Source organism: Rhodococcus sp. KRD175 (assembly GCF_017168275.1).
Lineage (GTDB): Bacteria > Actinomycetota > Actinomycetes > Mycobacteriales > Mycobacteriaceae > Rhodococcoides > Rhodococcoides fascians.
Map to the genome: position 1 here is coordinate 73,413 of NZ_JABFAQ010000025.1, position 21,868 is coordinate 95,280.

At 66.9% G+C, this 21,868-nt stretch carries 1 protein-coding gene; it reads left to right on the top strand.

Annotation, left to right across the window (positions count from 1 at the left end; all coding sequences use genetic code 11):
* Positions 1-17: 17 nt before the first annotated feature.
* On the top strand, positions 18-21,773 hold the full coding sequence (locus tag J1M81_RS24145; protein WP_206499000.1) for a non-ribosomal peptide synthase/polyketide synthase: 21,756 nt from the start codon (positions 18-20) through the stop codon (positions 21,771-21,773).
* The last annotated feature ends 95 nt before the right edge of the window (positions 21,774-21,868 follow it).

Here is a 21,868-nt window from a genome sequence, read left to right on the forward strand (position 1 = left end):
TCAGGAGGAAAAGTTAGATGGCGGTTGGACGTCGACGCGAGGCAGCATTGACGGTCGAGGACCTTCCGCGCTTGGTTCGGAGCGTCGCTGCGGTCGAACCGGACCGCGTGGCGCTCGCGCACCTCGGCACGGAGTTGACCTACGCCCGGTTGGACGAGGAGATCACCACCCTCGACACGGCCATGGGTGGGGTTCTCGGCCCGGACGCGCTGGTCCCGGTCGTGCTGTCCAACACCGTTCCCGGCCTCATCGAGGCCACCGACGGTGGTCTCGACGCCGTGGTCTCGTCGGTGGTCTCCGATGCCGCGACGGTTCTCGGTGACGACGACTCGGCGTCGAGCCCGGCCGAACCCGAGGCAACCACCCTCTACACCCTGTTCGCCGATCAGGCCGAGCGCACACCGGACGCGCCCGCGCTCGTATTCGGCGGCGAGAGTCGGTCCTATTCCGAGTTCGCAGAGTCGGTCGAACGCCTCGCCCGGGTTCTGATCGAGCGGGGAGTCGGCCCGGATTCGACGGTGGGGCTGTCGATCCGCCGCTCGTTCGATCTGCTGGTGGGTATGTACGCCATCTCGGCAGCCGGTGGTGCCTACGTTCCGTTGGACCCCGAGCACCCGGTGGACCGACTCGCCTACGTCCTCGATACCGCGCGACCGGTTCTGGTGCTCACGACATCGGAGGACCTGCCGCAGTTGCCGGACGGCACGCAGACTCTGCTCGTCGATGCCGTCGACGTCTCCGGCGTGACTGCAGGGCGCATCATCGATGCGGACCGGCTCGGCACCCTCGGCGAAGACGACCTCGCGTACGTCATCTTCACGTCCGGTTCGACCGGGCGTCCGAAGGGCGTGGCGGTGGGCCACCGCGCGATCGTCGCCAATATTTCCTGGCGGCAGCGGGAATACACGATGACCCCGGCCGACGTCGTCGTGCAGAAGACGCCGTTCACGTTCGACGTGTCGGTCTGGGAGTTCTTCTGGCCGTTGCAGATCGGCGCGACACTGGTGATCGCCGAGCCCGACGGGCACCGCGACCCCGCCTATCTCGCCCGCGTCATCGCTGAACACGGCGTGACAGTGACCCACTTCGTACCGTCGATGCTGTCGGTCTACGTTGCCGAACCCACCGCAGCACAGGCCGATTCGCTTCGCATGGTGTTCGCCTCCGGTGAGGCGCTGCCGGCGCGAACCGTCAACGCGTTCCACGCGATCTCCGGTGCCGAGTTGCACAACCTGTACGGTCCCACCGAAGCAGCCGTCGACGTCACGTACTACCGAACCCAGCAGGTGGAGGACGGCTCGGTACCGATCGGCGCTGCCGTCGACGACACCGACCTCTACGTGCTCGACGAGGGTCTGCGGCGCTCACCCCGGGGAGTCGAGGGAGAGCTCTATCTCGCGGGCGTGCAGCTCGCTCGCGGATACCTCGGACGCACGGACCTGACGTCCGATCGATTCGTCGCCGACCCGTTCGGTGAGCCGGGGGGCCGGATGTACCGCACCGGCGACCTGGTGCGACGACGCGCCGACGGCCAGATCGAGTACATCGGCCGCACCGACTTCCAGGTCAAACTGCGTGGCCTTCGTATCGAACTCGGCGAGATCGAGCAAGCCCTGCTCGCCGAGCCGCAGGTGACCCAGGCTGCGGTGCTCGTTCACGCCGACCACTCGCAGGCGCAGTTGGGCGAGCAGCTCGTCGGCTATGTCGTGAGCACCGAGCCCGATATCGATCACGACGGCCTTGCGGATGCGGTGCGCCGGCGCATGCCCGAGTACATGGTGCCGTCGGTGTTCGTCGTGCTGGACGAATTCCCGCTGAACGCCAGCGGCAAGCTGGACCGAAAAGCCTTGCCTGCGCCCGATTTCGCCTCGCTCGTACGCGAATACCGAGCCCCGGGCACCGACACCGAGACGGCCCTGGTGGCAATTTTCGAGACGGTGCTCGGGATGGACCGTATCGGCGTGGACGATGACTTCTTCGTCCTCGGCGGAAACTCGCTCAACGCGACCCGCGTGATCGCGCGAGTCAACGCGGAACTGGGCACAGCAGTGGATGTGCGGTCGTTCTTCGACGCACCGACCGTCGCCGAACTCGCCGCGGCCGTCGATGCCGCAGGCTCGACGCACGCGCGACCTCCGTTGGTGGCGCAGCAGCGGCCCGAACGTGTGCCACTGTCGCTGGCCCAGCAACGGATGTGGTTCCTCAACCGATTCGAGCCGGACTCGGCTGTCAACAACATCCCGGTCGCCATCGCGTTGAGCGGCGAACTCGATTTCACCGCCCTGCAGGCGGCCTTGATCGACGTGTTGGACCGGCACGAGTCGCTGCGGACGGTCTACCCCGATCACGACGGCATCGGCTTCCAACAAGTACTCGAATCCGATTCGGTGGCAGTGGAATTGGAGCGCGCGACGGCAACCGATGCCGACGTTCCCGCCGTGCTGCTCGAGTTCGCGCTCAGGCCCTTCGATCTGGCGGTACAGCTGCCCTTCCGGGCGGTGCTTCTCGAGACGGCCGAGACCGAGCACGTGCTCGCGTTCGTGGTGCACCACATCGCGGCCGACGGATTCTCGATGGGCCCGCTGACCCGAGACGTGGTGGCCGCATACGTGGCGCGCACCAACGGGCAGCAACCACAGTGGACTCCGCTGGAGGTGCAGTACGCCGACTTCACGCTGTGGCAGAGGGCCGTCCTCGGCAGCGAGGACGATCCGGAATCTCTGATCTCGGCGCAGGAGAACTACTGGCGGCACCGACTCGGCGGCGCACCCGACCAGTTGGAGCTACCCACCGACCGTCCCCGCCCGGCGGTCGCCACGACCAACGGCGGCACGCACACGTTCGAGATCGACGCCGAACTGGTCCGCGCGCTGGAGAAGCTCGGAAGAGACCACAACGCAACGACATTCATGGTCGTGCACGCCGCGCTGGCCGTGCTGTTGGCCAAGCTCGCGGCCGCCGACGACATCAGTATCGGTACGCCGGTCGCCGGCCGTGGAGACGCGGCCCTCGACGACGTGGTCGGCATGTTCGTCAACACACTGGTGCTGCGCACCGAAGTCGATTCACGGACGTCGTTCGACGATCTGGTGCGCGAGATCCGGGAGGTGGACCTCGCTGCGTTCTCGCACGCCGACGTGCCCTTCGAGCGTCTGGTGGACGTGTTGGCCCCGGCGCGCTCGCAGGCACGCCACCCGCTGTTCCAGGTCATGTTGACGTTCCAGAACCTGGATCGAACCTCGGTCGAGCTCCCCGGCCTGACCATCGCAGCGGTCGACTACGAGGCAGACCTGGCGAAGTTCGATCTGCAAGTGACGCTGTGGGATTCGGCACCGGCCGGCTCCGAGCCCGCGGGCCTGACCGTCGCCCTGACCTATGCTGCGGACCTCTTCGACAAATCGACGATGGCTCGATTCGGAGAGCGGTTCGTTCGGGTTCTTCGTGCGATCACCGCAGCGCCCGCCGCAGCCGTCGGAGAGATCGACCTGCTCGACTCGGTCGAGCGGGAGTCGGTGCTGACGTTCGGTTCGGGACCGGCGCACGAGATCACCAGCGGAACAACGTTGGTAGGGCAGTTCGATGGTCGCGTCGAGCAGACCCCCGACGCGCAGGCCCTGGTGTTCGAGGACGTTCGGCTGACGTACGCCGAGCTCGATGCGCGCGCGAACCGCCTGGCGCGGTACCTGTTGTCGGTGGGTGTCGGGACCGATTCGACGGTCGGCCTCGCAGTCGGCCGCAGTATCGAGTTGTTCGTCGGTATGTACGCGATCGTCAAGGCCGGTGCTGCGTACGTACCCATCGATCCGGCTCAGCCGTCGGAGCGCAACGAGTACATCGTGAGCACGGCCTCGCCGGTACGGGTGCTCTCGAGCACCCGAGATCACGTCGAGTTCCCCGGCGTGGAGACGGTGGACATCGATACCGTGGACGTGTCGGAATTCTCGTCGGCGCCGGTGACCGATGCGGAGCGGACGGCACCGCTGCGGGCAGAGAACCTCGCATACGTCATCTTCACCTCGGGGTCGACGGGTCGGCCGAAGGGCGTCGGCGTATCGCACGCGGCGATCGTCAACCGGTTGTCGTGGATGCAGCACGAGTACCCCCTCGGTCCGCAGGACGTGGTGTTGCAGAAGACACCGGCTACGTTCGACGTGTCGGTGTGGGAGTTCTTCTGGGCCTTCCAGGTCGGCGCATCGGTGGTCGTCGCGGTTCCCGAGGGTCATCGGGATCCGTCGTACCTGCTCGATGTCATTGCACGCGAACATGTCTCGGTAGTGCACTTCGTGCCGTCGATGATGTCGGTGTTCACACCGGAGGCGCTGCGTAGGCCCGACGCGGGAGCGTCGCTGCGCACGGTGTTCGCCTCGGGGGAGGCGCTTGCGCCTGCTACTGCACATTCGCTGCGCCGCGCGCTCCCACAGGTGTCGGTGCACAACCTGTACGGCCCGACCGAAGCTGCTGTCGACGTGACCTATCACGCGGTCTCCGACGCGGACACAGCCGTGGTGCCGATCGGTTCACCGGTGTGGAACACCGATGTGCGCGTTCTGGATTCGTCGTTGCGGCCGGTTCCGGTCGGGGTGTCGGGAGAGCTCTATCTCTCGGGTGTCCAGCTCGCCAGGGGATACGTGAGCCGACCCGATCTGACCGCGGATCGCTTCGTTGCCGATCCGTTCGCGGTCGACGGTGCGCGGATGTACCGAACCGGCGACGTGGTGCGGTGGCTGCCCGCCGGTGAGTTGGAGTACGTGGGGCGGTCCGACTTCCAGGTGAAGTTGCGTGGTCTCCGTATCGAACTCGGCGAAATCGAATCGGCTCTGTTGGATCTTCCCGAGATCGCTCAGGCCGTGGTGCTCGTGCGACGGGAACAACTGGTTGCCTACGTCGTCCCCACCGAAGGCCCGGTCGATGTGGACCGGGTACGCACCGCGCTACGTGGACGTCTGGCCGAGTACATGGTGCCGACCACCGTCGTGGAATTGGCCGAGTTCCCGCTCGGCGGAAGTGGCAAGCTCGATCGAAAAGCGCTGCCCGATCCGGAATTCGAGGCAACGCCCTACCGAGCACCGTCCGATCCGGTCGAAGAGATCGTCGCGAACGTGTTCGGCGCGGTCCTCGGACTCGACCGAGTCGGTGTGGACGACGACTTCTTCGCGCTCGGCGGCAATTCGCTCGTCGCCACTCAGGTCGCCGCACGACTCGGTGCCGAGCTGGGCACGACGGTGCCCGTCCGAACGATGTTCGAGGCAGGCACGGTGGCAGCCTTGGCTGCTGCGTTGGAAAGCCACGTCGGCCACGGAGTCTCCGCGCCTCTGGTGCCGCAGGAACGCCCCGAACGGATTCCGCTCTCTCTCGCCCAGCAGCGGATGTGGTTCCTCAACCGATTCGAGCCCGAATCGGCGGTCAACAACATCCCCGTGGCGATCCGGCTCACCGGAGCACTCGACACTGCGGCCCTGAACGCAGCGGTCGTCGACGTTCTCGACCGGCACGAGGCACTCCGCACCGTCTACCCGAGTGTGGACGGAGCGGGGCATCAGGTGATCCTGCCTGCCGAATCGGTGGCACCGGACCTGACACCCACCACACCGTCCGCCGACGGTGCGGTGGCCGACCTGATCGCTTTCGCCTCCGAAGGATTCGACGTCACCCAGTCGATTCCCCTGCGCGCGAAACTGTTCCAGGTCACCGACGACGAGTACGTGCTGGTCGTCGTGGTTCATCACATCAGCGCAGACGGGTGGTCCATGGGACCGCTGACCCGCGACGTGATGACGGCTTACCTCGCTCGTGTGGCCGGCGACGCTCCGCAGTGGACGCCGCTGGCGGTGCAGTACGCGGACTTCGCGCTGTGGCAGCGCGCCGTGCTCGGCGACGACGCGGATCCGAGCAGCTTGATGGCAGCACAGGCGGACTACTGGCGTTCGGCCCTTGCGGACCTGCCCAGTGAGCTGACCCTGCCGTACGACCGGCCGCGTCCTGCGGTGCAGTCGTACTCGGGCGGGCGGTTCCAGTTCGACATCGATGCGGATCTGCGTGCCTCGCTCGACGATCTGGCCCGGTCGACCGGAACCACCCTGTTCATGGTGCTCCACGGCGCACTCGCGCTGTTCCTGGCTCGCATGTCCACCTCGGACGACGTTGCGGTGGGTACCGCCGTCGCAGGCCGCGGCGAGGCCGTCCTGGACGACGTCATCGGTATGTTCGTCAACACCCTGGTGCTCCGCACCTCGGTCGATCGAAGCAAGGGATTCACCGACCTCCTCGGCCACGTCCGGGACGTCGACCTCGATGCATTCGCACACGCGGACATCCCCTTCGAGCGGCTCGTCGATCTGCTCGAACCCGAGCGCACGACGGCCAGGCACCCGCTGTTCCAGGTCGCGATCGCGTTCGAGAACCTGCCGCCGAGCGAATTCCACCTACCCGATCTGACGGTCTCGGCGGTCGACGTCGAGGTCGACACCGCCAAGTTCGACCTGTCGCTGACGCTGCACGAGAAGTCCGACGGCACCGGTCTGTCCGCCGGTTTCCTCTACGCGCGAGACCTGTTCGACGAGAACACGATCGAGGTGTTCTCGCGTCGTTTCCGCTGGCTGCTCGAAGCGATCGTGGCGACACCGAACACCCCGGTGGGCGATCTGTCCATCCTCTACGACGACGAATACGACCGGCTCACCCACGTCCACGGTGACGACGTGTTGGCCGGCGGCACTCTGGCCGAGATCTTCGCTGCCGGAGCCGCACTCGACCCGTCGGCGACCGCGATTCGCTACGAGGGCCGCTCGATCTCGTACGCCGAACTCGATGCGACGTCCTCGCAGCTCGCCCGGGTGCTCATCGAGCGCGGGGCCGGCCCCGAATCCGTTGTGGCTCTGGGGTTCCAACGCTCCTACTTCATGGTGCTCGCGGTCTGGGCAGTGGCGAAATCGGGGGCCGCGCACCTACCCGTCGACCCGACGTATCCGCAGGATCGCATCGCCCACATGGTCTCGGACTCCGAGGCCGTACTGGGCCTGACCACCCGGGCGCACTCGGCTCGGCTCCCCGGCGGACAGCAGGACCTGACCTGGCTGAGCGTCGACGACGAGGAGTTCGTGGCCGAGGTCCGCACCCGCTCGGCCGAGCCGGTCACCGACGCGGACCGCCTGCGACCCGTCACGTTCCAGAACCCGGCCTACGTCATCTACACCTCGGGCTCGACCGGCAAGCCGAAGGGCGTCGTCGTCACGCACGCCGGACTCGGCGGCGTCCTCGACGCAGCAACCGATCTCTATCACCTGAAACCGGCCTCGAGGTTCCTGCACGTCTGCTCGCCCAACTTCGATCCGTCGGTTCTGGAGTGGATGGCGGCGTTCTCCGTCGGTGCGACGTTGGTCGTCGTACCGGCCTCGATTCTCGGCGGCACCGAATTGGCCGAACTGCTGAAGGCGGAGAGGGTCACTCATACGATCATCACGCCTGCGGTACTCGGCACGATGGATCCCTACGGGATCGATTCGCTCGAGGTCCTCTCGGTGGGCGGCGACGTGACCACTCCCGAACTGCTGGCCCGATGGGCAGGGGACCGGAAGTACTTCAACGGGTACGGACCGACCGAGACCACGATCATCTCCAGCTTCGCCGAGTTGACGCCGGGTGGGCCGATCACCATCGGTCGACCGATTCACGGCATGTCCGTGCTCATCCTCGATTCCCGACTCGAACCGGTCCCGACCGGTGTCGCAGGTGACCTGTATCTGTCGGGCGGTGCGCTCGCTCGCGGCTATCTCGGCAGGCCCGGTCTGTCCTCCGAGCGCTTCGTGGCCAACCCGTACGGCATCGACGGCGCACGGATGTACCGCACCGGCGACGTCGTGCGATGGACGGACGACCTGCAGCTGCAGTTCGTCGGCCGCACCGACTTCCAGGTCAAGGTGCGCGGGTTCCGTATCGAGCTCGGCGAGATCGACTCCGCGCTCACCGCTGTTCCCGAGGTCGACTTCGCCGTCACACTCGGACACGAACTGCCCTCGGGTGTCACCACTCTCGTGTCCTACGTGTTGCCGGCGCGTGGTTCGGTCGTCGACGTCGACGAGCTGACCGCCTTCGTCGGAAAATCATTGCCCGCCTATATGATCCCGTCGTCGATCATCGTTCTCGACACCGTTCCACTGACCCCGGTGGGCAAGTTGGATCGCGCCGCGCTTCCCGCGCCCGTGTTCGAGGCCCGGGAATTCCGCGCACCCACCACCGCGGTCGAAGAGATCGTCGCCGGAGTGTTCGCCGACGTCCTGCACCTCGAGCGAGTGGGACTGGACGACGACTTCTTCGCCCTGGGCGGTAACTCGTTGATCGCCACCCAGGTGGTCTCGCGGCTCGGCGCGGCACTGGACACGGTGGTCCCGGTGCGGGCGCTGTTCGAGAGCTCGACCGTGGCCGCACTGGTGGCGCACGTGGAGAGCGCTGTCGGTTCGGGGGGACGAGCTGCACTCGTGGCGGGTCCGCGTCCCGAGCACCCGCCGCTCTCGCCTGCGCAGCAGCGGTACTGGTTCCTCAACCAGTTCGACACGACGTCGTCGGTGGACAACATTCCGTTCGCCGTGCGGTTGTCGGGTGAGCTCGACGTCGCTGCGCTGCAGTCGGCGGTGCGCGATGTCGTCGAGCGCCACGAGTCTCTTCGTACCCGGTACCCGGACTCGGCACAGGGCCCGTTCCAGCAGGTGTTGTCGGCGTCCGAGGTACCGATGGACCTCGCCGTCCGAGACGTGGCCGGTGCGAACGTCGTCACCGCCGTGACCGAATTCTTCACGCGTGGCTTCGACGTCACCGTCGAGGTACCGGTCGACGCGCGCGTGTTCCGCGTCGACGAGAACGAGCACGTCCTGGCTTTCGTCGTCCACCACGTGTCGGCCGACGGCGCGTCGATGGGCCCGCTGGCCGTCGACGTCATGACCGCATACACCGCGAGATCTGCAGGGACGGCTCCGGACTGGGAGCCACTCGATGTGCAGTACGTCGATTTCGCGCTGTGGCAGCGAACCGTGCTCGGTACCGAGTCGGATCCCGATTCGGTTGCGGCGCAGCAGGTGTCGTTCTGGAAGGACACGCTCGCCGAGCTGCCGGATCAGCTGGTGCTGCCCACCGATCGCCCGCGCCCGCCTGCGCAGAGTTTCCGCGGCGATGCCGTACGGTTCACCGTCGACGCCGGCACGCACGCTGCTCTCGCCGAACTCGGACGTACCGAGCAGGCAACGTTGTTCATGGTGGTGCACTCGGCATTCGCGGTGTTGCTCGCACGCCTGTCCGGTTCCGAGGACATCGCGGTCGGAACGCCCATCGCCGGCCGCGGTGAGCGGGCTCTGGACTCGATGATCGGTATGTTCGTCAACACCCTGGTCTTCCGGTCGTCGGTCGAATCGTCGATGACCTTCCGCCAGTTGCTCGCTCAGGCCCGAGAGCGGGACCTGGCCGCGTTCGCGCACTCCGACGTTCCGTTCGAGCGTCTCGTGGAGGTGCTGAACCCGGTGCGGTCGACGGCACGCAACCCGTTGTTCCAGGTAGGCCTGTCCTTCCAGAACCTTGCCGAGTCGACGTTCGAGCTGCCGGGTCTGACGGTGAGTGCCGTCGAGGCGGATGCGGTGACCGCGAAAACCGATCTGCAACTGTCGATCTCGGATCGCTACGCCCCGGACGGCTCGCCCGCGGAACTGTCGGCCGAATTCAGTTATGCCACCGATCTTTTCGATCGCGCGACGGTCGAAGGTTTTGCCGACCGGTTCGTTCGCCTCCTCGCTGCCGTGGCCGCGGACCCGTCGGCCGTCGTCGGCGATCTCGAGCTGCTCTCGCCCGAGGAACGCACCCGGATCGTCCGCACGTGGAACGACACCGATCACGATGTCGATGCGTCGCAGTCGCTGGTATCGCTGTTCGATCGACAGGTGCAGGCGCAGCCCGACGCGGTCGCGGTGGTCCATGCCGGTCAGTCACTGTCGTACGGCGAGTTCGATCGTCGAATCAACCGGTTGGCCCGCGTCCTGATCGGTGCCGGTGTCGGCCCGCAGGTGACGGTTGCTCTGGCTATCAGGCGCTCGGTGGATCTGCTCGTCGCGATGTATGCCGTCGCCAAGGCGGGCGGGGCGTACGTGCCCATCGATCCGGATCAGCCGGCGGACCGCAATGCCTACATCCTGGAGGTAGCTGCTCCCGCTCTGGTCCTGAGTACTGCGCGGGACGGTGTCGATGTCGACTCGGTTCCGGTGCTGTTGGTCGACACCGATCCGCGAGTGCTCGACGCAGAGGTCTCGGACGCGCCCGTCACCGACAGTGAGCGCACCTCGCCGCTGCGGCCTGCGAACACCGCGTACGTCATCTTCACGTCCGGATCCACCGGCCGCCCCAAGGGTGTCGCGGTGAGTCATGCCGCCATCGTCAACCAATTGCTGTGGCAGAGCGCCCATTACGGACTGGGCAGCACCGACCGAGTACTGCTCAAGACCGCGGCCACCTTCGACCTGTCCGTGTGGGAGTTCTGGGTCGCCACCGTCTCCGGTGGTGCGATCGTCGTGGCCGACGCCGAGGGTCACCGCGATCCCGCCTACCTCGTCGAGCTGATGAACCGGGAATCGGTGACGACACTGCACACCGTGCCGTCCGTGCTCGACGCGCTGGTCACGGCGTCGGCGGGCACCCTGCCCGAACAACTGACGCGGATCCTGGCGATCGGCGAAGCGCTGCCGGTCGCCACGGCCGAGCGCGCGCTGCGCAGTTCTGCTGCGCGACTGGACAACCTGTACGGACCGACCGAGGCCGCGGTCTCGGTGACTTCGCATCGGGTGACGACCGTCGACGGCACCACGGTTCCGATCGGTGGCCCGGAGTGGAACACCCGTGTCTACGTGCTGGATTCGCGTCTGGCTCCCGTTCCGGTCGGCGTCGCAGGTGAGCTCTACCTCGCGGGGGCGCAGCTGGCCGACGGGTACTTCGCGCGGCCGGATCTGAGCGCCGATCGATTCGTCGCGGACCCGTTCACCCCCGGCGGCCGCCTGTACCGCACCGGTGACCTCGTATCCTGGCGCGCCGACGGCGAATTGGAGTACGTCGGGCGCACCGACTTCCAGGTGAAGATTCGCGGTTTCCGTATCGAGCTCGGCGACATCGATGCCGCTCTCGGATCGCTCGACGAGATTCGCGACGTCGCCGTGATCGCTCTCGCGGACACGGGATCAGGCGCGCGGCTCGCGGCCTACCTCGTGCCCGCCGATGGGGTGACGCTGGATCAGGACGGCATCCGTCGTGCACTCGCCGAACGTCTGCCGTCGTACATGATCCCGGCGGCCTTCGTCGTGCTCGAGGCTCTTCCTCGAGGCGTCAACGGAAAGCTGGATCGACAGGCGCTCCCCGAACCGCAGTTCGAGACAGCCGAATTCCGCGCGCCGACCAATCCGGTGGAAGAGGCCGTCGCGGCGGTCTTCGCCGAGGTACTCGCTGTGGAGCGCGTGGGTCTGGACGACGACTTCTTTGCGCTCGGCGGTAACTCGCTCATCGCCACTCAGGTGGTCTCCCGGCTGGGGGCAGCGCTCGATACTCAGGTACCTGTCCGCTCGATCTTCGAGTCTCCGACGGTGCAGTCGCTCGCAAATTCGATCGAGTCCGAGGTGGGTACCGGTGCGCGCCGGGCACTGACGGCTCGAACACGACCGGACTCGGTGCCGCTGTCGATGGCTCAGCAGCGCATGTGGTTCTTGAGCCAATTCGATCCGACCTCCGCCGTGAACAACATCCCGGTCGCAATTCGGTTGTCCGGCAGCATCGATGTCGATGCACTCACCAACGCCGTGCACGACGTGCTGGCACGGCACGAAATTCTGCGCACCGTGTACCCGGAGGTCGACGGACGAGGCCATCAGGTGGTACTCGGTACCGCGGAGGCCGGCGTGACGGTTGTCGTCGACGACGTCGACGAGAGTTCGATCGAGCAGGCCCTGCGCGACTTCGTGTCCGCGGGATTCGACGTGACCCGAGCTGTTCCGGTCCGAATCCGGATCCTGCGGGTCAGCGAGACCGAGCACGTACTGGCCTTCGTCGCCCACCACATCGCCGCGGACGGGTTCTCGATGGGACCCCTGACGCGCGACGTCATGGTGGCCTACACCGCCCGTGCCGCGGGGGAGAACCCGCAGTGGGCACCACTCCCGGTGCAGTACGCGGACTACGCGTTGTGGCAACGCGAGGTACTCGGTTCCGAGGACGACCCGGATTCGCCGTTGGCGAAGCAGCTCGCTTACTGGACGACGGCTCTGGCCGGTGCCCCGGCACAGCTCGACCTCGCGACCGACCGGCCGCGTCCGGCGGTGGCGTCGTATCGCGGTGCGGCATACAACTTCTCGATCGACGAGGCTCTGCAGTCGAACATCGCCCGCGCTGCCCGCGCCAACAACGCCACGAACTTCATGGTGGTCCACACCGCGCTCGCGGTGCTCCTCGGCGCGATGGCGGGTACCGACGACGTGACGATCGGAACCCCGGTCGCCGGCCGCGGTGACGCCGATCTGGACGAGCTCGTCGGCATGTTCGTCAACACGCTCGCCCTGCGTACCGCGGTGCACCCCGCGGCAACGTTGCGCGAGCAACTCGCCGCAGTTCGCGAGGCCGACCTCGGAGCCTTCGGGCACGCCGACGTGCCGTTCGAGCGGCTCGTCGACGAGCTGGCCCCGGACCGATCACAGGCTCGCCACCCGATCTTCCAGGTCATGCTGACGTTCCAGAACCTGAACCGCCAGACGTTGGCCCTGCCGGGGTTGAGTGTCGAGGGCATCGATCTGGGTAGCGCGTTCGCGAAATTCGACCTGCAGGTGACGCTCTGGGAGAACACGGACGACCGCGGTGCTCCCGCCGGAATCGACGTGCAGTTCGACTACGCCACAGATCTATTCGAAGAATCCAGCATGGCCTCCCTCGGGCGACGGCTCGTCCGGGTACTGCACGCGCTGACCGACGCACCGGACGGAGTCGTCGGCGACATCGACATCCTCGAGGAAGGCGAACGTACCCGCGTCCTCGAGGACTGGAACGCCACCGCGCACGAGGTGGATCCCGGTGCAACTCTGGTGTCGCTGTTCGAGTCCCGAGTTGCCGAGTCCCCGGACAACACCGCCACGAGCTTCCTCGACGATCGGGTGACGTACCGCGAATTCTCCGAGCGGGTCAACGCGCTCGCGCGTCTGCTCATCGCCGAGGGAGTCGGCCCGGAAACCGTGGTGGCGACGGCCATGCGCCGCTCCATCGACATGCTGGCGGGTATCTACGCCGTGCTCGCCGCCGGTGGTGCCTACGTTCCGGTCGACCCGGATCTACCGGCCGAACGAATCGGCTACATCCTGGACACGGCGGCACCCGTGGTGCTGCTCACGACCGAGCGCGACGGTACAGATCTCGTGACCGACGCCGCCAGAATCCTGGTCGACACCGTCGACACGACAGGTCTGTCCACGGCACCGGTGACCGATGCCGAGCGAACCGCACCGCTGCGACCGGCGGACACCGCGTACGTCATCTTCACCTCCGGCTCCACCGGTCGCCCCAAAGGCGTTGCGGTCAGCCACGAGGCCATCGTCAACCGTCTGCTGTGGATGCAGGCCGAATACCGTCTCGCCGAGCAGGACAAGGTGTTGCAGAAGACGCCGGTCACGTTCGACGTGTCGGTGTGGGAGCTGTTCTGGCCGTTGCAGATCGGTGCCGAACTAGTCATCGCGGTGCCCGACGGCCACCGAGATCCGGCATATCTGGTGAGCACCGTCGCCGAACGCGGCGTCACGGTCGCGCACTTCGTGCCGTCGTTGCTGGCCGTGTTCGCCGCTGCGGACGGTGTGTCGAACTGCACCGGCCTGCGTGCGGTGTTCGCCTCCGGTGAGGCACTGCCTGCATCGGTTGCCTCGGCCCTGCGCACTGCACTGCCCGCCACCGAGCTGCACAACCTCTACGGGCCGACCGAGGCCGCTGTCGACGTCACGTATCACCATGTCCTGCCGTCGGACACCGTGTCGGTTCCCATCGGTGCACCGGTGTGGAACACGAGGGTGACCGTGCTCGATGCGCGACTGCACCCCGTGCCCGTCGGGGTGCCCGGGGAGCTGTATCTTGCGGGGCGTCAACTGGCCCGCGGATACCTCGGCCGCCCGGACCTGACCGCCGACCGGTTCGTCGCCGACCCGCACGGCAGTGCCGGCTCGCGGATGTACCGCACCGGAGACCTGGTGCGGTGGAGGCGCGACGGTGAACTCGAGTACCTCGGCCGCACCGACTTCCAGGTCAAACTCCGAGGCCTGCGGATCGAGCTCGGCGAGATCGAAGCTGCGCTGACTGCAGATCCGTCGGTCGACCAAGCCGTCGTTCTCGTGCGCCGGACGCCGTCGGCAGGTGAACTACTGGTCGGCTACGTCGTTCCTGTCGCCGGGGAGACGATCGACACCACAGCGGTCACCGCCTCGGTTGCGACCCTGGTTCCGGAATACATGGTTCCGGCCGGGCTCATCGTGCTCGATGCCCTGCCACTCGGGCCGAACGGCAAGCTGGACCGCAGAGCACTACCCGAACCGGAATTCGGCAGCGATGCCGAATTCCGCACCGCGACAACCGACACCGAACGCATCATTGCCGAGGTCTTCGCAGACGTCCTCGGCCTCGACGCCGTCGGGGTCGACGATTCGTTCTTCGCGCTCGGCGGCGACAGCATCGTCTCGATTCAGCTCGTCTCTCGCGCCAAGGCCAGGGGAATTCAGTTCGGGCCGCGAGATGTGTTCGAGCGCAAGACCGTTGCCGGTCTCGCCGAGGTCGCCGTGATCGTCGGTGAGGGCAGCGACGCGGTCGTGCTCGAGGAACTCGACGGCGGCGGTGTCGGTTGGATGCCGCTGCCCCCGTTCGGTGTAGCGATGATCGAGCGCGGCGGCGGGTGGTCACGCTTCCATCAGGCCGTCACACTGGAGCTGCCGATCGGTATCGACCGAGCCGGGATTCTCGCCACGGTGACTGCAGTGGTCGACCGACACGACGTGCTGCGGTCCACCCTGGTGCACGACGACCGCGGCTGGGGCCTCGAGGTTGTGGGCACCGGAGCCGTCGATGTGGATGCACTGCTCACCCGGGCCAATACCGATTCGGCTGCAACAGTATTCGACGATGCGGTGGGAACGCTCGACCCCACGGCCGGTCGCATGCTCGCCCTCGTCTGGGTCGACCGAGGACCCGAGGTGCCGGGCACGCTGACCGTCGCGGCGCACCACCTCGTGATCGACGGAGTGTCGTGGCGAATCCTGGTCCCCGACTTCGTCTCCGCCTGGGCTCAGGTGTCCGGGGGAGTGACCCCGAGCCTCCCCGAGGTCGGGACCTCGATGCGGCGTTGGACCCATGCACTGGTCGACGCGGCAGCGAGCGAGGCGCGGCTGGCCGAATTGCCGCTGTGGCGTTCGATCGCCGACACCGAGGACCCGGTGCTGGGCAACCGCCCCTTCGATCCCGCGGTCGATGTCGTGGCGACGCTCGAACGGGTGAACATCGAACTGACACCCGACGTCACGCGCACGTTGCTGACCACCGTTCCGGAGATCTTCCGCGGCGGAGTGGGCGACGGGTTGCTGGCCGGGCTCGCCTTGGCCGTCACGAGACTGCGGTCCGAGCGCGGCATCACTGCACCGGCAACACTCGTGCAGCTCGAAGGCCACGGCCGCGAGGAAGCGGTGGTTCCCGGAGCTGATCTGGGACGGACCGTCGGCTGGCTGACCAGCCTGTTCCCCGCTCGCCTCGACCTGACCGGGATCGACGTCGATGCTGCGTTCGCGGGAGGGTCGCAGCTCGGCGATGCAGTGAAGGCAGTCAAGGAGCAGATGCTGGCGCTGCCCGATCGAGGCATGGGCTGGGGACTGCTCCGCTACCTGAACTCGGAGACCGCTGCGGAACTGGCCGAACTCGGCACCGGACAGATCAGCTTCAACTACCTGGGCCGGGTCGACGCCGGCGAGGTCCCGGACGAGATGAAGTCGCTCGGCTGGTTGCCGGCCGCCGACGGTGAGCTCTCCGCGCCCGGTGACGCCGACATGGCCGCGAACAAGACCGTCGACATCAACGCCATCGTGCTCGACACCGACGAGGGCGGGGTCCTGAGCGCCGGCTTCGCGTTCCCGACCGGAGCCGTGTCCGCGGACACGGTCGAGCGTCTCGCCGGGCTGTGGTCCGAGGCGTTGTCGGCGCTGGCCTCGTACGCCGAGGTACCCGGCTCGGGTGGCCTGACCCCGTCGGACGTGCCTCTGGTGGCGCTGTCGCAGGCCGACATCGCGTCGTTCGAGGCGCGTTACCCACAGCTGACCGACATCTGGTCGCTGTCACCGTTGCAGCAAGGACTGCTGTTCCACGCGTTGTTCGCCGACGCGTCGATCGACGTCTACACCATGCAGGTCGTACTCGACCTGGCCGGCGAGGTGGACGCCGAACGGTTGCATCACGCTGCCCAGACGCTGCTGGATCGGTACGACAATCTGCGTACCTCGTTCACCGCGACCGCCGACGGTGAGACGGTGCAGATCGTCCATCAGGACGTCCTCCTGCCCTGGACCACGATGGACCTGTCGCACCTCGACGAGCCGGAACGTGGCACAGCAGTCGCCGATGCCCTGGCGGCCGAGCAACGACGGCATTTCGACGTCTCCACTGCACCGCTGCTGCGTTTCGTCCTCGTGCGAATCACCCCGACCACCTACAAGCTCGCGATGACCAACCATCACGTGCTCCTCGACGGGTGGTCTCTGCCGCTGGTGATGAAGGAACTGTTGTACCTGTACGCCGCTCGTGGTTCCACCTCGTCGATGCCGAGGGTTCGCTCGTATCGCTCCTACCTGGCATGGCTGAACCGACAGGACCCGGCCGTGTCTCTCGGTGCGTGGACCACCGCGCTGGCCGGAGTCGAGGAGCCGACGTTCGTCGCACCGCCGAGTGTCGGACGAGAGATCTCCGCCCGCTCGGCAGAGACGGAGCGATTCGTCGATCCCGAGACCACCGCGTCGCTCGTGGCGCTCGGTGGCAGGCTCGGCGTCACCGTCAACACGCTGGTACAAGCGGCCTACGGCCTGCTGATCGCACACATCACCGGCCGCACCGATGTCGTGTTCGGTGCCACGGTCTCCGGCCGTCCCGCTGCTCTTCCAGGCGTCGAGTCGATGATCGGCCTGTTCATCAACACCATCCCGGTGCGCGTTCGATTCGATCCGGCCGACACTGTCGAGAACTACCTGGTCCGGATTCAGGGAGAACAAGCAGACCTGCTCGACCACCATCACATGGGACTCGTCGACATCCAACGGGCGATCGGAATGGGGAATCTGTTCGACACCCTCACCATCTTCGAGTCCTACCCGGTGGACGAAGCCGAACTGACGCAGCAAGCGGCAGCGATCGACGGAATGACCGTCGAGTCGGTGAGCTCGAACGACAACACTCACTACCCACTGACGTTGTTGGTCGTGGCCGAGGATCGAATCTCGTTCACGCTCAAGTACATCAGCGATCTGTTCGACGCTACGTACGTCGAGTCCATCCTGTCCCGGCTCGTCGGTGTTCTCGAAACCTTCGTCTCCGACACCACGACGGCGGTCGGCGATATCGATCTGCTCGGCTCGGAAGAACGAACCCGAGTGATCGACACCTGGAACGACACCGCGCACGAGGTCGACGCGGGCATCATGCTGACCGCGCCGTTCAGGGCTCGGGTTGCGGCGAACCCGGACGCCACGGCCGTGCTCTACGAGGGCACCGCAGTGACCTACGCCGAGTTCTCGGAGCGGGTCAATCGTCTTGCCCGACACCTGATCTCGCTCGGCGTCGGCCCGCAGTCACTCGTCGCTCTCGGCATGAGGCGAGGCATCGATCTGATGGTCGGCATGTACGCCGTCCTCGAAGCCGGCGGCGCATACGTACCCATCGATCCGGACCACCCGGCCGAGCGCATCGAGTACATCCTCGACACCGCGGTGCCGGTCGCCGTTCTCTCGACCAGCCACGATCGGACGGGACTGCCGGACCGGTTCCCGATTCTCGAACTGGACACCCTCGATCTCGCGTCCTACCCGGCAGACGCCGTGGCCGACGCCGACCGACTGGCACCGGTACGCCCGGAGAACACCGCCTACGTCATCTTCACGTCCGGGTCGACCGGGCGACCCAAGGGCGTCGCGGTGCCGCACCGCGCGATCGTCAACGAGATGGCGTGGATGATCGACCAGTACTCGCTCGACGAGAACGACGTCTACCTGCAGAAGACGGCGACGACGTTCGACGTGTCACTGTGGGGCTTCTTCCTCCCACTCCAGGTCGGTGCGAGCGTCGTTCTCGCGACCCCCGACGGCCACCGCGACCCGGCGTACGTCGCGGAGCGCATCGCCCGGCACGGCGTCACCGTCACGGACTTCGTGCCGTCGATGCTCACGGTGTTCGCCGCGTACGCCACCGAGGAGCAGTGCCGGTCGTTGCGACACGTCTACGTGGTGGGTGAGGCACTGCCGCCGGAGACGGTGACGGACTTCCGCGCGATCACCTCTGCCAGAATCCACAACCTGTACGGCCCCACCGAAGCCGCAGTGAGTGTGACGTACTGGGAGACGTCTGCCGACGAGGGCGCGACCGTCCCGATCGGTGCGCCGGAATGGAACACCCAGGCCTACGTTCTCGACGGCAGGCTGCATCCGGTTGCCGCAGGGACCGCGGGTGAGCTGTATCTGGCGGGGACGCAGCTCGCCGACGGATACCTCGGGCGGGTCGACCTGACGATGGACCGCTTCGTCGCGAACCCGTTCTCGGCTGCCGGCGAGCGCATGTATCGCACCGGAGACCTCGTCCGATGGCGATCGGGGCCGGGCGCTGCAGGAGTCCTGGAGTACATCGGGCGCACCGACTTCCAGGTCAAGTTCCGTGGCCAGCGGATCGAGCTCGGTGAGATCGAGACCGCACTGCTGGCCCATCACGACGTCAACCAGGCCACGGCCGTGGTGGCGACCACCGGTGCCGGCGACCAGCTCGTCGGATACGTGGTGCCTGCGCCGGGTAGAACGCTGGACCCGGCCGAGGTTCGCACCTTCGTCGGCGGCGCGCTGCCGAAGTACATGGTGCCGGCGACGGTGATGGTGCTCGCGGAATTCCCGCTGAACACCAGCGGCAAGCTGGATCGAAAAGCACTGCCGGAGCCGGTGTTCGAGGTTCGCGAGTTCCGAGCTCCCGCAACGCCGGTCGAGGAGATCGTGGCGGAGATCTACGCGGAGCTGCTCGGCGTGCAGCGGGTCGGATCGGACAACGACTTCTTCGATCTCGGTGGTAACTCGCTGATCGCCACGCGAGTGGCGGCACGGGTGTCGGCTGCGCTCGGGAAGAAGGTCGGCGTCCGAGACCTGTTCGAGGCCTCGACGGTCTCGGCACTCGCCGCGCGCGCCGAATCACGCATCGACGACGCGAACGGTGTGCCGCTGCGTCGCCGACCGGCCGGCCAGACCGTTCCGTTGTCGCTCGCGCAACAGCGCATGTGGGTACTGAACCGACTCGACCCCGAGTCGGGGGCCTACAACATGCCGCTGGCGCTCCGTCTGCGAGGCGAGCTGGATGTCGCGGCACTGCAGAGCGCCGTGTCCAGCACCGTGGAACGCCACGAGGCACTGCGCACGCGCTACCCGGAAGATGCGAACGGTTCGCCGTACCAGGAGTTCGTCGACGCCGGATCGGTCGTACCCGATCTGACTCCGATCGACGCGACCGACGACTCCGACACCGCCGAACGGATTCGCGCACTCGTCTACGAGGGCTTCGACGTCACCGTCGCACCCCCGGTCCGGGGAGCACTGTTCCGCTTCGGCCCGGACGAGTACGTCTTCGTCATCGTGATGCACCACATCAGCGGAGACGGCGCATCGATGGCACCACTGGCCCGTGACGTCATGACTGCGTACCTCGCTGCCGCGTCGGGGACCGACTACACGCCCGAACCGCTGACGGTGCAGTACGCGGACTTTGCGGTATGGCAGCGGCAGGTGTTGGGCTCGGACAGCGACCCCACGTCGATTCTGTCGCAGCAGTTGGCCTTCTGGTCGGACGAGCTCAGCGGGATCACCCCGGTCGTGTCGTTGCCGTGGGATCGGCCGCGAGCGGCTACCGCGAACCTGCGTGGAGCCAGTGTGAGTGTCGAGCTGGACGAGTCGGTACACACCGGGCTCGCCGCGATCGCGCGCGAGAACAACGCGACCCTGTTCATGGTGTTGCACGCCGTCCTCGGGGTGCTGTTGTCGCGGATGAGCGGCTCCCGCAGCTTCGCCGTCGGCACGCCCATCGCCGGGCGCGGGCACGAGGCGCTCGACGGACTGGTGGGCATGTTCGTCAACACGTTGGCGCTGCGCACGGACGTGGACCCGGATGCGACGTTCGCAGAGCTGCTGACCGCTCTACGCGAGACCGACCTGCGGGCCTTCGCGAATTCGGACGTCCCGTTCGAGCGGGTCGTCGACACCATCGCACCGGACCGGAACGCCGGGTACACCCCGCTGTTCCAGACGGTTCTGTCGGTGGAGCCCCACGGCGAGGCGCGCTTCGAGCTGCCGAACCTGGTGGTCGAACCCGTCAGCGGCTTCGAGCCGACGGCGAAATTCGACCTGCAGGTCACGGTGGAGACCCAGCACGCCGACGGGAACAGCGGCACCGGAACCCTGAACGTCGAATGGGTGTATGCCGCCGATCTGTTCGACGAGTCCACGGTCGCGTCGCTGGCGGAACGATTCGCACGCATCGCCGGTGCAGTGGCGGCAACACCAGCGGTCGTCGTCGGCGACATCGACGTGCTCGACGCCGCCGAGCGGGCGGCACTGACCGAGACCCCGCAGACCGCCGACTCCACTGCGGCACCGGTTCGGTCGGACCTGACCTTGCCGCAGGTACTCACCTCGACGGTGGACGCAGATCCCGACGCGCCCGCATTGTCGTCGGACGGTGTCGAGACCACCTACCGTCAGCTCGACGAGCAGTCCTCACGTATGGCTCGGGTACTGATCGAACGTGGCGTCCGAACCGGAGTCGTCGTCGCCGTCTTCGTCAGCGACACTGTTGCGGCAGCCGTGACGCAGTGGGCGGTGGCCAAGGCAGGCGGAGCCGTGGCTCCGGTCGCCCCGTCGAACTCCTCCGACGTTCTGGAGCGGGCAGGCGCATCCGTCCTCGTCCTGGACGGTGACGACGCGCCGAGCTGGGCCGGGTCCGTCACGACCATCCACCTCGGGCATCCGGACGTCGTCGACGCCATTGCCGCGAGTTCTGGGCGGCCGGTCACGTATTCGGACAGAACGGCGGTTCTGGGACCCGACAGCCCAGCGTTGGTGGTGGTCGAAAACGGCATTGCGATCGACCACGGAACACTCGCTGCACTGGCGACGGGCGCAGTGGCGGAGTGGGCCGTGGCCTTCGATTCACGGCTGGCCGTCCCCACCCGGTTCGATTCCGGTGCAGCAGTTCTGGCCGGTGTGGTCGCCGTGACGGCAGGTGCAGCCCTGGTGACCGATCGGGCGGAGTCCGCCGAGGACGCTGCCGACATCGTGTCCGCAGAATGGGTCACCCATGCGTTCCTTGCCTCAGCAGATGCTGCCGCGGTCGATCGACTGCAACCCGAGGACATCGAGGACCTCGTTGCGATCGTGTCGGTCGACGGTGACGGTGCCGAGATGAGCGGTGTCGACATTCCGGTGCATCGTCTGCCCGGGTCGATAGGAACCGCCGCCCGATAAGGTGAGGCGAACTGCAACGCTCGCCGCGTCGTGGACGATGAACGGTCGGATCGGCCGACGCGTCGTCCACGACCGAGCGCGGGGCAACACTGGTG